At 50.2% G+C, this 11861-nt stretch carries 13 protein-coding genes; 5 read left to right on the forward strand and 8 right to left on the reverse strand.

What is annotated here, in order from left to right; genetic code table 11:
- Position 1: 1 nt before the first annotated feature.
- The 4 genes from JC793_RS11330 to JC793_RS11345 form a co-directional block, all read right to left on the reverse strand.
- Positions 2-454 carry a DUF441 domain-containing protein gene (locus JC793_RS11330; protein ID WP_046893238.1) on the reverse strand — a complete coding sequence of 151 codons (453 nt, stop codon included), beginning with the start codon at positions 452-454 and terminating at the stop codon, positions 2-4.
- A 103-nt stretch (positions 455-557) separates the two neighbouring features.
- Positions 558-1445 carry a KPN_02809 family neutral zinc metallopeptidase gene (ypfJ, locus tag JC793_RS11335; protein ID WP_218426222.1) on the reverse strand — a complete coding sequence of 296 codons (888 nt, stop codon included), beginning with the start codon at positions 1443-1445 and terminating at the stop codon, positions 558-560.
- A 163-nt stretch (positions 1446-1608) separates the two neighbouring features.
- Positions 1609-2322, reverse strand: a complete 714-nt coding sequence (purC, locus tag JC793_RS11340) for a phosphoribosylaminoimidazolesuccinocarboxamide synthase (RefSeq protein ID WP_052927072.1) — start codon at positions 2320-2322, stop codon at positions 1609-1611.
- A 165-nt stretch (positions 2323-2487) separates the two neighbouring features.
- Positions 2488-3258 (reverse strand): DeoR/GlpR family DNA-binding transcription regulator, encoded by a 771-nt coding sequence (locus JC793_RS11345; RefSeq protein ID WP_218426223.1) that lies wholly within the window; start codon positions 3256-3258, stop codon positions 2488-2490.
- A gap of 86 nt (positions 3259-3344) precedes the next feature.
- Between JC793_RS11345 and JC793_RS11350 the strand changes: the two genes are divergently transcribed.
- Positions 3345-4142 carry an inositol monophosphatase family protein gene (locus JC793_RS11350; RefSeq protein WP_218426224.1) on the forward strand — a complete coding sequence of 266 codons (798 nt, stop codon included), beginning with the start codon at positions 3345-3347 and terminating at the stop codon, positions 4140-4142.
- A 51-nt stretch (positions 4143-4193) separates the two neighbouring features.
- Positions 4194-5348 (forward strand): MFS transporter, encoded by a 1155-nt coding sequence (locus JC793_RS11355; protein WP_218426225.1) that lies wholly within the window; start codon positions 4194-4196, stop codon positions 5346-5348.
- A 185-nt stretch (positions 5349-5533) separates the two neighbouring features.
- Here JC793_RS11355 and JC793_RS11360 read toward each other — a convergent pair whose 3' ends face one another.
- The 3 genes from JC793_RS11360 to dapA all read right to left on the reverse strand — a co-directional run bounded on the left by JC793_RS11360 (position 5534) and on the right by dapA (position 8799).
- Positions 5534-6556 carry a glycosyltransferase gene (locus JC793_RS11360; RefSeq protein WP_218426226.1) on the reverse strand — a complete coding sequence of 341 codons (1023 nt, stop codon included), beginning with the start codon at positions 6554-6556 and terminating at the stop codon, positions 5534-5536.
- Between the two features lie 276 nt (positions 6557-6832).
- The gene (bamC, locus tag JC793_RS11365) at positions 6833-7882 is read right to left on the reverse strand and encodes an outer membrane protein assembly factor BamC (protein WP_166708056.1); all 1050 of its coding nucleotides are present in this window, start codon (positions 7880-7882) and stop codon (positions 6833-6835) included.
- Between the two features lie 17 nt (positions 7883-7899).
- Positions 7900-8799, reverse strand: coding sequence for a 4-hydroxy-tetrahydrodipicolinate synthase (gene dapA / locus JC793_RS11370; RefSeq protein ID WP_046893247.1), 900 nt, complete (start codon positions 8797-8799; stop codon positions 7900-7902).
- 317 nt (positions 8800-9116) lie between these two features.
- On the opposite strand from dapA, the gene JC793_RS11375 reads away from it, so the two are divergent.
- Positions 9117-9659, forward strand: a complete 543-nt coding sequence (locus tag JC793_RS11375) for an ACT domain-containing protein (RefSeq protein WP_218426227.1) — start codon at positions 9117-9119, stop codon at positions 9657-9659.
- A gap of 38 nt (positions 9660-9697) precedes the next feature.
- A complete protein-coding gene (gene bcp, locus JC793_RS11380; protein WP_166708058.1) occupies positions 9698-10168 on the forward strand; it encodes a thioredoxin-dependent thiol peroxidase in 471 nt (156 codons plus the stop codon).
- Positions 10169-10231: 63 nt separating this feature from the next.
- Here bcp and JC793_RS19610 read toward each other — a convergent pair whose 3' ends face one another.
- The gene (locus JC793_RS19610; protein ID WP_247717377.1) at positions 10232-10522 is read right to left on the reverse strand and encodes a hypothetical protein; all 291 of its coding nucleotides are present in this window, start codon (positions 10520-10522) and stop codon (positions 10232-10234) included.
- Here JC793_RS19610 and JC793_RS11385 point away from each other — a divergent pair.
- Positions 10476-11780: a filamentous hemagglutinin N-terminal domain-containing protein gene (locus JC793_RS11385; protein ID WP_247717370.1), complete on the forward strand. Its 1305-nt coding sequence runs from the start codon at positions 10476-10478 to the stop codon at positions 11778-11780. The genes JC793_RS19610 and JC793_RS11385 overlap by 47 nt on opposite strands.
- Positions 11781-11861: the final 81 nt, after the last annotated feature.

Consider the following 11861-nt stretch of genomic DNA (forward strand, 5'->3'; position numbering starts at 1 on the left):
GCTACATCTTACCAATAAGCAGTGACAGTATCCCCGCCGCAATCAGCGGCCCGACCGGCACCCCCCTGAACAGCGCAACACCGATAATCGTCCCCACCAGTAACCCGGCGACCGTAGACGGCTGATTACTCATCAGGGTTACCCCGCGGCTGCCGAGCCAGGACACCAGAATACCTATCACTATCGCCAGGATAGATTTCCAGTTCAGAAAAGAGCTTAAGACATCGTTGGCGCTGATCTTACCGCTGGCAATCGGTGCCATCACACCCACTGTCAGAATGAGTATTCCCAGCTTGAGGCCGTATTTTTCCACAAACGGAAAATATCCGTTAAGCGGCGTGATGCGTACCGCAAGCAGAAAGAGGAGAGCCAGGGTTACCGTCATGTTGTTACTGATAAGCCCGAGCCCGGCTAAGACCAGGAGGATAATCAGGGTCGGGTCAATATTACTCATATCAGATCCTGCGTGTCGGGGAGAATGAAAGGCGCCAATAGTATGCCGTTACACTATGATAATCAAACTCTGCCGGTTTTGCAGGGAAAACCGGCAGAACCATTTATTTCAGTGCGGAAAAGGTATCACATTGCGCGATATTGCCGCTGTCAAAACCACGTTTAAACCACTCATAACGCTGTGCAGATGTCCCGTGTGTGAAGCTGTCCGGAATAACCCGTCCCTGACTCTGTTTCTGCAGACGGTCATCACCGATAGCCTGTGCCGCATTCAGAGCATTTTCCAGATCGCCGTTTTCAAGTATCCCGGCTTTCTCCATCTCATGGCCCCAGATCCCGGCAAAACAGTCAGCCTGTAATTCCATTTTTACTGACAGGCGGTTTGCCTCTTTCTGACTGCTGCGCTGCTGGCGCTCACGCACCTGACGGTCAATTCCCAGCAGATGCTGCACATGGTGTCCCACTTCATGCGCCACCACATAGCCCTGTGCGAAATCCCCGCCCGCTCCTAATTTGGTGCGCATATCGTCATAGAAAGAGAGGTCGATATAGACTTTCTGATCAGCCGGACAATAAAACGGCCCCATTACCGCCTGCCCCGCACCACAGCCTGTCGGTGTGGCACCGCGGTACAGCACCAGTTTCGGCTCACGGTACTGACGGTTCATCTGTGCAAATTTTTGTCCCCAGACCGCTTCGGTTTCCGCCAGCATCACGCCGGTAAATTCCGCCTGTTTCTGCTCCTGCGCACTGTTCTGTGCCGGACGCTGCTGTGAGGTGGTCTGCCCGGTACTGACCGGGTCACCGGTCACCAGGCCGGTCAGGTCAATGCCGTAAAAACCGGCCACCACCACGATGACGACCACAACCAGTCCTGCCTTGCCGCGCGGCAACGGAATACGCGGCCCGCCGGCGGAGCCGCCCGGAATTCTGCCACCGGCACTGCGGCGGTCTTCAATATTGTCGCTCTGGCGACGCCCTTGCCAACGCATGATGATTCTCAGCTTATATCGGATAATAGTCGGATAACTACATAGTACAGAGAAAATGAAGTGAGGAAAAATGCTTCTTTCTTTCAGGGGAGTAATAAAGAGGCTTAAAGCCGGTGATACGCGGGTCTGGTTATCACCGGCAATGCATTCATTGAGTCAATGATTAGTCCAGTTTCACACCCAGACGGCGTGCCACTTCTTCATAGGCTTCAATCAGGCCGCCCAGGCTCTGACGAAAACGGTCTTTATCCATTTTATCCAGGGTTTCTTTGTCCCACAGACGGCTGCCGTCCGGTGAAAACTCATCCCCGAGCACGACCTGACCTTTATACAGGCCGAATTCCAGTTTGAAATCCACCAGGATAAGCCCGGCTTCATCAAACAGGCGGGATAAGACATCATTGGCGATGTAGCTCAGGCGTTTCATTTCCGCGAGGTTTTCCTGACTGACCCAGCCGAAGGTTTCACAGTAGGATTCATTGATCATCGGGTCATGTTTGGCGTCGTTTTTCAGGAATAAATCGAAGATTGGCGGGTTCAGCACGATCCCCTCTTCCACCCCGAGCCGTTTTACCAGCGAACCGGCGGCACGGTTGCGGATCACACACTCCACCGGCACCATATCCAGCTTTTTCACCAGAACTTCGGTATCCGATAACAGACGCTCCATCTGCGTCGGGATACCCGCCGCTTCCAGTTTGCTCATGATAAAGTGGTTGAACTTATTATTAACCATGCCCTTGCGATCAAACTGCTCGATGCGCTCACCATCCAGTGCCGATGTATCATTACGAAATTCCAGAATCAGCAGATCGGGATTATCCGTGGTGTAGACCGTTTTGGCTTTCCCACGATACAGTTCAGCATGTTTTTGCATCTTGCACTCTCCAGACAGGATTAATAATAGGCGTATCGCCTGACGCAGATTATTCTCCCTCAGAATGACACAATAAGCAATCGTTTGCGTAAGAGAAAATACAACTTTCCTCATCCCGGTGACCGATAACACAGGGATAATTCAAATCATTATTATTACGCCCGTTTACACCATGATGAGGGATAAGCCCCGTGCGGCCAGCAGGTCACGGGCAGATTGCGGAACGTCCCGGGTGAGTACCACGTGATCCAGTTCCTCACACGCCGCCACGCGGTAAGGTGCAATACGACCGAGTTTATCACCGGTCAGACCGGCCACGACCCGGCTGCTCTGCTTTATCAGTGCCCGTTTAAAGGCAGCCTCTTCAAACCCGGTAACTGTCAGGCCGCTGTCTGCATCCAGTGCGCATCCGCCGGGAAAGCAGAGATCGATATTCAGATAAGACAACTGCTCCAGTGCCTGTGCCCCGATGCAGGTTCCGGATGCACGGTGCAGTTTTCCGCCCAGCACAATCAGCTCAAAATCCGGGTAATCACTCAGCACGGCAGCAATGGCCGGACTGTGCGTTATCACCGTCAGGGATAAATTCGCCGGCATATGCTGCGCCAGCAGCAGGTTCTGACTGCCGCCATCCAGAAAAACGGTCGTGTGATTACGGATCAATCCCGCACAACCGAGCGAAATTTTTTCTTTTTCTGCGTTGTTCTGCCCGATCCTCTGCTGAAAATCCGGCACATCACCAAGTACGCTGACCGCACCGCCGTAAACCCGTTTGCAGAGTCCTTCATTTGCCAGAACCTGCAAATCACGGCGGATAGTGTGCTCTGATACACCAAGCTGTTCCACCAGCGTACTGCACTGTACCCGGCCTTCACTCTGTAATAACGTCCGGATCAGGGCTTGCCGTTGCTCCGGAAAAGCTGCATAATCGAGCATTAATTTCTCCTTTATATTGCATAAAGCATCATAAACGGGCAATCATCCCGGGTCAATCAAAACCCTGTCACTGCTGAGGTCATTCTGTGAACACACATCATCCTGATATCGCATTTTTTCATCAGTTAGCCAACCGTGCGGCACAAGAAACGTTACCGCGATTTTTACCCGGGCACACACTGTCCGTCGATACCAAAGTTAAAGAAGGCGTCAGTTTTGATCCGGTAACGGATGCGGACAGACAGGCTGAAATCGCACTGCGGGAAATGATCACCGCTGTTTATCCGCAGCACAGTATTCTGGGGGAGGAATTCGGTCTGAGCGGCGAAGGCGATTATCAGTGGATTCTCGACCCGGTGGACGGCACCCGCCCGTTTATGCTCGGTTTACCGGTCTGGGGAACCCTGATCGGATTAACCTGCTGCGGCAAGCCTGTGATGGGAATGATGAGCCAGCCCTATACCGGCGAGCGTTTCTGGGCGGATGGCGAACGCAGCTGGCACAGCAGTCCGCACGGAACATTTGTGATGAATACCCGCAAAAATATCACTCTGGCCAATGCCATTCTGCATACCAATTCACCGGAGCCGATATCCCGCTTCCCGGAAATCCGGCTGGCGGACCTGATGAACAACGTCTTAATGACCCGTTTCGGCGGTGAATGTTATGCCATGGCGATGGTGGCTGCCGGTAAAATTGATCTCTGTTTTGATTATGCCCTGCAGCCATATGATATTGCGGCGTTTATTCCGATCATTGAACAGGCCGGCGGTTGTGTGACAACCCTTGACGGCGGACCAGCCATACAGGGTGGTGCTGTTCTTGCCAGTGGTTGTCCGCGTCTTCATCAGCAGGTTTTGACTATTCTGAACAAAAATGATTAATCATCATATAATGATTCGGATTATAAATGCGTATGACAAAGGTTGTTAGTAATGAGTGAAGTAACTGCTGTATCTGCTGCTGCCGTACCGGCCGGACGGGAACAGATGGCCACCCGCGCCCTCTTTTTTGTCGCCGGTTTTGCTTCGGCAGCCTGGGCGGCACTGGTGCCGTTTGCCAAACTGAACACCGGGGTAAATGACGGAGTTCTCGGATTATTACTGCTCTGTCTCGGCGGCGGCGCACTGGTGGCCATGCCGCTGACCGGCGTGCTGACCACCCGTTTCGGTTGCCGTAAAGTAATGACAGTTTCCGTTATGTTGCTCAGTGTTACCCTGCCGCTGCTGGCGGAAATTAACCATACCGGGTTACTGGCTCTGACACTGGTCGTTTTCGGTATGGGGATCGGGATCACCGATTGCGCCATGAATATTCAGGCTATTATTGTTGAAAAAGCAGCCCCAAGGCCGATGATGTCGGGCTTTCACGGGTTTTACAGTATCGGCGGCATTGCCGGTGCGGGGGCAATGAGTGGTTTTATGCTGGCCGGGATGGGTGCATTGCAGGCAGCCGCTGCCGTGATGGTGATTTGCCTTCTGCTTCTGGCTTTCAGCTATAAAGGTATGCTCAATTACGCCTGGCCGTCGGAAGGCCCGGCATTTGCGGTGCCGCGTGGCGCGGTATTACTGATAGGTATTATCTGCTTCGCCACCTTTCTGGCCGAAGGCAGCGTGCTGGACTGGAGTGCGGTTTTCCTGACCGAGTACCGTAATGTGCCGGAAAGCATGGGCGGGCTGGGCTTTGCCTGCTTTGCCGTACTGATGTCTCTCGGGCGGCTGACCGGCGATAAAATTGTGGCGGTACTCGGACGACCGCAGGTGGTACTGTGGGGCGCACTGCTGGCCGCCGGTGGTCTGCTGCTGAGTGTGCTGAGCGAAAACTGGCTGATGGCACTCACCGGTTACGGGCTGATCGGGCTGGGGTGCGCCAACGTGGTGCCGGTGATGTTTTCTGCTATCGGCCGCCAGACCAGTATGCCTCAGGCTGTTGCAGTTCCTGCGGTAACTACTCTGGGCTATCTCGGTATTCTGGCGGGACCGGCATCTGTCGGACTGATCGCTTACCGCTTCACCCTGCCTGCCGCACTGCTGGCTGTGGTTGCGCTGTTATTGCTTGTCGCATTACTGTCGCGGAAAGTCCGGATGTAACGGATGTAAAAACACCGGTCATCAGACCGGTGTTGAGATTGCTGACAAAGCAGGATAAAACGCGGTTTTTCCTGCTTTGTGTTATCAGCCGAAAATCAATAAATTGATTTTCCTGGTTTATTTTTACAACCTCTGGCGGTCGCCGCCAATCCCTGCGGGTTTGTCAACGCCCTGAACACCGGTCATCAGACCGGTGTTGCTTCATTTTCTTCTTTCAGAATCGCTTTCAGACGCGGGTAACGGCGTGCCAGCCGCCAGCGCAGGCGCAAATCTTTGGCGTTATCCCAAATCAGTGACCAGATCCCGCGATTAAACAGTTCACGTACAACGCTCTGTTTCACATCCGGCGATTCTATCTCACTGATGGTATGCAAAATTCCCAGACCTTCTTTGGAAATCTGCCAGTGACAGGCAGGGATCTGTTTTACCACATCCGCATGACGCTGATTGATATCATTCAGCATTTCCAGAATTTTCATGTAATTATGGATTGTCCGCACACGGATTCTGTCATCCGGCGGCGTATGTGACACCGAAGCGGAATGGATCAGATAATCGTAGTAACGCTCATCAATATATTCCACCCGCTCTGCCGTCATCAGCAGTTCGGTTGTCCAGGGAATGTCCTGATGATGCAGACCGGGCTCAAAGTAGTAGCCCTGTTCACGCAGAAAATCAGTACGATACAGATTCAGCCAGGTCACATGCAGGAATTTGCGGGAGTTAAGTGCCCGTTTCAGCCAGTCCGGCCCGGAAATAACCCCGGTGGAACGCAAACGATCAGGCGGGAAAATCGGCCGCGGTTCGCGCCCGTCCTCATACACATAGGTGCCGTTACAGGTTGCCACATCCAGCTGACCGGCAAGGGCAATCTCCAGCAAACGACCATACATCTGAGAATGAATCACATCGTCAATATCCGGAAACGTGATGTACTTTCCTTTTGCCGCAGCAAAACCGGTATTTCGTGCCACAGAAACACCCTGATTTTGCTGTTCCAGAATGATGACTGACGGGAATTTATCCTGCCATTCACGCAGCACCGCATCCGTATTATCTTTTGAGCCGTCATTGACGAGAATCAGCTCCCAGCCGGGAAGTGTTTGTTTCAGCAGGCAATCAAAAAACTGAGGAAGAAATTTTTCCCCGTTATAGACCGCAACAACAATGCTCAGTAAAGGTTGTGAAGAGTCCGAAGGTAAATCCATGTCAGCCCTGTCAATTCCGGATAGCCAGGTATTCTGCGGACAATGCAGCTGAATACCCGGATAAAATACATATAATTTTTAAATATAACCGGTGAGTCAGGTATAAACGTGGCTAATAATGCGATATAGCAGTCAGAAAAAATAAAAAATTATCTTAAAAATTATTATGTTGTGTATCAATTTATTACAAGATAATAACTGCATAAAAAAATACCGGCCATTTATAATGACCGGTATTAATAATAATATTTACGCTATTCAGATAGCGAAATTATATTATTTTACAGATGATTTGCTGAATGCCGCTTCCAGTGCTTTCACCATTTCATCATTTTCTTTCTGTGTCAGCGGTTTCCCTTTGGAACTGATAAACTGCAGGCTGCTGCGGTTATCCAGGTCACCAACCTGTAAGGTATAATCACCTTCAGCTACTGACGGATCGTCGATACCCAGGCTGCTCCATTCTGCTGAGCTCAGGCCTTTGTATGTCACTTCAATATTACCGGTGGAACGGGTGCGATCACCCATTTTCATGCCGACACTTTCCAGCACAACCGGCAGACGGGACCAGACCACATCAAACGGTGCGCGGACAATAATCTGCGGCAGGCCGGTTTTATCGCTGCCGCTCTGAACGTCCGGAGCAGCATACTGTGACGCGTTGGTGTCCTGACGTGCGGCATTACGCATACGGTCAAGGCCGTCAACCAGCTCGTTGAGCGTCAGGTTGTTATAACGGGTAATTTCCGTTTTATCTGTTACCGGGTTTTCACCCTGCTTCAGACCTTCACTGGTCACAACAACCGCCACCTGTGAACCGGCCGGTTCAATTTTGATACGCTGACGGGACTGTAACGGCAGATCTTCATCCGCACGCTGCCACACAATCCAGTCCGTGACAATCACGCCGCCGGCTTCATCGCGCTGGCTGACAGGTACTGAGCGGTCAGCCAGAACGCGGTTGATCTGTGCCCACAGTGTTTTGTTTTCCGCTGAATTCTCCAGCAGAAGACGGCTTGCATCTCCTGCTGTTTCCGTACGGGAACCTGCTAACAGGCTGACAGTCTGTACCGGCGGACGGATGTCCAGCGCCAGACCGGTCGCACCATCCTGCTTAACCTGAGGAATGTCATACTGACCGCTCTGCAGCGGCAGGATCATTCCCTGAGGAACATTCAGCGCCTGTAACTGCGGCGCATCCAGGTACGAAGTATCGCCGCTGACCTGGCGCTTGTAGTGCTGATCGCCGGAGCAGGCTGCCAGTAATAAGACCACGGAAAGACCAGCGAGCTTCGTAACCTTTGATTTTTGCAGTAGTGTTGCCATTCAGATTCCCTAAAATATTATCGTATGCCCGCCGTCTTCATGGCGCGGCCGACCGTATTCTGCCCCGCTTCCGTGAGCGGTAACAGCGGCAGACGCAGTGTCTGCTCCGCGATCAGACCCAGCTGATGACAGGCCCATTTTACCGGTGACGGGCTTGGCTCACAGAATAATGTGTGATGCAGGTCCATCAGTTGATTGTTAATCACACGTGCACGATCAAAATCCCCGCGCAGGGCAAGATCAAACATCTGTGCCATTTCTGCCGCAGCCACGTTGGCTGTCACAGAAATCACACCTTTACCGCCCAGGAGGGTGAAATCCAGTGCTGACGCGTCATCACCGCTGAGCAGAATGAAGTTTTCATCATTCACCAGGGTTTTGATTTCATTCACACGACTTAAGTTCCCGGTCGCTTCTTTAATTGCCGCAATATTGTCCAGTTTTGCCAGACGGGCAACTGTGGCAGGTAACATATCACAGCCGGTGCGCGTTGGCACATTATACAGAATTTGCGGTAATGCGGTATTCTCTGAAATCACTTTAAAGTGCTGATACAGACCTTCCTGTGACGGACGATTGTAATACGGGGTAACAGTCAGGCATGCCGCCACACCACTGTTCTCAAATTGTTCAGTAAACCAGACTGCCTCATTGGTTGCGTTCGCACCGGTACCGGCAATAACCGGGATACGGCCTTCCGCGAACTCCAGCGTCGCCAGCACCACATCCACATGCTCCTGATGTGACAGTGTGGCGGATTCCCCGGTGGTTCCGACAGCCACAATGGCGGACGTGCCTGCCGCGACATGGTAATCCACTAATTTCCGGAGCCCCGCTTTGTCAACACGACCCTGTGTATCCAGTGGTGTAACCATCGCAACAATACTGCCTTTTAAAACGTCATTTATGTGTGACATGTACGAAACCCTCATAATCGGATAAATATAGGACAACATTTTAATGGTACTTGTTCAGGGCGCAGAAAAAAACACCCTAACTGTACGTTTTTAATGAATTTTGTTAATACCCGGCGGCACACCTTAAAAAGAAGTAATAATGTCCGCTTTTTTCGCCGGTTAAACGGCGGAACACATGATAGCGTGTCTGTATCCGGCAGGTTTGATATGCCGCAATCATTTTATTATTACCGCAGAGTACACAACAGGTTATTGCTATCAGCCTTATCTTTCTTTATGTTTAACACATTCACGGTGTCATGAAGAGGAATGAGGGTTTGCCGCAACGCGATCAGCAATATCTGGTTATCACTGCACTGGGACGGGATCGCGCAGGGATTGTCAATGCGATTACCCGTCACGCCGGAGAGTGTGACTGTAATATCGAAGACAGCCGTCTGGCCATTTTCGGTGAGGAGTTCACGTTTATAATGATGTTGTCAGGCAGCTGGAATGCCATCGCCATGCTGGAGGCCACCCTGCCGGTACTGGCGGCAGAGCTTGACCTGCTGACCGTCATGAAGCGGACACAGCGCGGGCATCAGCCTGCAGCCACCACCGGCGTCAGCGCACAGGTCACCGTGCCCGATGCCGCAGGATTGGTGGAACGCTTTACCAATTTGTTTATGAGACTGGATTACACCCTGGCCGAACTGGTGTCCAAAACCCGGCCGGATGAGGAGACAGACGCAGTACTGCTGGAAATTCAGATTACCGCGCATCACCCGACAGGGGAGAACAACACGGTATTGCAACAGCAGTTTTCACGTCTTTGTGCTGAACTACAGGCCGAAGGCACTATTACCCTGATGAATCATTAATTTTTTGTGTTGATTATTACGTTTACGGAGAGTGTGTAATGAGCCCATTGAACGCCGGAGATAAGGCGCCCCTGTTCAGCCTTCCCGACCAGGATGGTGAATTAATCAGCCTGGCCGATTATGCCGGTCAGCGTGTGCTGGTGTATTTTTATCCCAAGGCCATGACGCCGGGCTGTACTGTCCAGGCATGCGGTCTGCGCGACAATATGGATGAACTGAAACAGTTCAATGTTGAAGTATTGGGGATCAGCACAGACAAACCCGAAAAATTGTCCCGTTTCGCGGAAAAAGAGTTACTCAATTTTACACTGCTGTCAGATGAAGATCACACCGTTGCCGAAGCATTCGGTGTCTGGGGTGAAAAACAGTTTATGGGGAAAACCTATGACGGTATTCACCGCATCAGCTTCTTGATCGGCACTGACGGTAAAGTCGAGCATGTTTTTGATAAGTTCAAAACCAGCGACCACGACCAGGTCGTGCTTGAGTATCTGAAAACGCACAGCTGATTCCCCGGCGGTTTACCGTTTTTTCTGAGAAACACCATCTTACCGTGGTGTTTTTTTTATTTTTCAACCATACAGGATGATATGCACGATAGTGTCGATTCCTGATATTCCCCGCCAGTCACACTGTGCTAGTTTCTTTCCGGACGACATGATGTCACCTCTCTGAAAAGGATTCTGAATGAAAATAACACGACTCACCGCTGCTATACTGACACTCACCCCTGTGGTTGCTTTTGCCGCCCCGGTGACGGAATTTGAATACAAAAAGAAAGGCTTTAAAATTACCGTTGATGAGCGCTCAGAAGGCGTGAACATCCGTATTCCGAAAGATACAAAGAAACCGACACTCTCCATTACCGCACCGGATGCCAATGGTATTTCCCATAACTATTTTACGGAATTCAATGTGGGCCGGCGTGGCCTGAATATTGATAATAAGAATGCCGCACAGACAATTATTAATGAAGTAACCGGTCCGGATATTACCCGGCTGCGCGGCAATATTAACGTACTGGCTAATAAAGCCACCCTGATCATTGCTAACCCGAACGGCATTAACTGCAATCAGTGCGATGTCACGAATGTTAATGCATTCGTTAAAGCGACCGGTAAAATTATCTATGAAAATGATAAAATGGCAGGATACAGCAATATAACGGGCGATATTGCGTATTTTAATACCACGGTAGAAAACCGTACGCTTGTTATGAATGATTTCGCCAAAAATATCAAAATAAAAAATTCTAAGTTGGCTCCTGACGCATTAGTACTCATGAGTGGTTTCACCGGGTACAAGTATGCTTATAAGCCGGTAAACCGTATTCAGGATAACAACTACAAACCGGAAATTAAAGATACCAGTCTGATAACAGCATTTCATAACCGGTATGTGAAAGAAAAAAAGTGGCAGCCGGCCGGGGAAATAACCATTGACTACGACTCTGTTCTGACACCTGCAAAACTATATATATCGGCCGAAGACAGTTTTATTAACAAAGAGGGTGAAATTAACGCAGGATCTGCATATATTAATCTTCTGCACAGTCAGTTTAATATGCGGTACTACACGCCACTCCGTGCCAAATATCTGACTATTAACATGAGAAACAGTATATTTGAGAATACGAAAGTAGTCGCAGCCGGGCATGTTAATATTAATTTATACGGTTCAAACCAGTTTACTAACTCCGGTTCCCTTTCTGCAAAGGGCCTGAATGTAACATCATATAATCCCGTGGTGTTTAAATATTTCAATAATGAAAAAAGTATTCTTGCCACGATGAAAGGACTTAATAAAAATCACCTGAAAAATACAGGGAAAATTACTGCCGATAACATTGTCATACACACACCGGGCGACGGGTTTTACTTTGTCAATACAGGAAAATCTTCGTCATTAATCACAAAAACTTTCGATTATGATGCGATGCATGCCAATTTCAGTAATTCCGGTTCAATGGCGATCCGTCAACATTTCAAAATGACCGGTGAGGTGGGTTTAATGGCAAGCTCCCCTGAAAATGATTTGACCGGTGATCCAAAATACCAATTTCGTGTCAATCATAACGAAGCAGCAAACAACGTCAATGGCCATGAGTTAAATCCGCTGTAACACCAAAAAATCCCGATAACTGGTTGCCCGGTTATCGGGGTCACTTCAGGTGTCTTTCTCAATTGACTGTTTTATTCTGAC

This window comes from Morganella morganii, assembly GCF_019242955.1.
GTDB lineage: Bacteria > Pseudomonadota > Gammaproteobacteria > Enterobacterales > Enterobacteriaceae > Morganella > Morganella sibonii.

What these genes read in the sequence shown, in the direction of transcription:
- JC793_RS11330 (WP_046893238.1), bottom strand. Translation starts at nt 454, where the DNA reads ATGAGTAATATTGACCCGACCCTGATTATCCTCCTGGTCTTAGCCGGG.
- ypfJ (WP_218426222.1), bottom strand. Translation starts at nt 1,445, where the DNA reads ATGCGTTGGCAAGGGCGTCGCCAGAGCGACAATATTGAAGACCGCCGC.
- purC (WP_052927072.1), bottom strand. Translation starts at nt 2,322, where the DNA reads ATGCAAAAACATGCTGAACTGTATCGTGGGAAAGCCAAAACGGTCTAC.
- JC793_RS11345 (WP_218426223.1), bottom strand. Translation starts at nt 3,258, where the DNA reads ATGCTCGATTATGCAGCTTTTCCGGAGCAACGGCAAGCCCTGATCCGG.
- JC793_RS11355 (WP_218426225.1), top strand. Translation starts at nt 4,194, where the DNA reads ATGAGTGAAGTAACTGCTGTATCTGCTGCTGCCGTACCGGCCGGACGG.
- JC793_RS11360 (WP_218426226.1), bottom strand. Translation starts at nt 6,556, where the DNA reads ATGGATTTACCTTCGGACTCTTCACAACCTTTACTGAGCATTGTTGTT.
- bamC (WP_166708056.1), bottom strand. Translation starts at nt 7,882, where the DNA reads ATGGCAACACTACTGCAAAAATCAAAGGTTACGAAGCTCGCTGGTCTT.
- dapA (WP_046893247.1), bottom strand. Translation starts at nt 8,799, where the DNA reads ATGTCACACATAAATGACGTTTTAAAAGGCAGTATTGTTGCGATGGTT.
- bcp (WP_166708058.1), top strand. Translation starts at nt 9,698, where the DNA reads ATGAGCCCATTGAACGCCGGAGATAAGGCGCCCCTGTTCAGCCTTCCC.
- JC793_RS19610 (WP_247717377.1), bottom strand. Translation starts at nt 10,522, where the DNA reads ATGGAGAGTGTCGGTTTCTTTGTATCTTTCGGAATACGGATGTTCACG.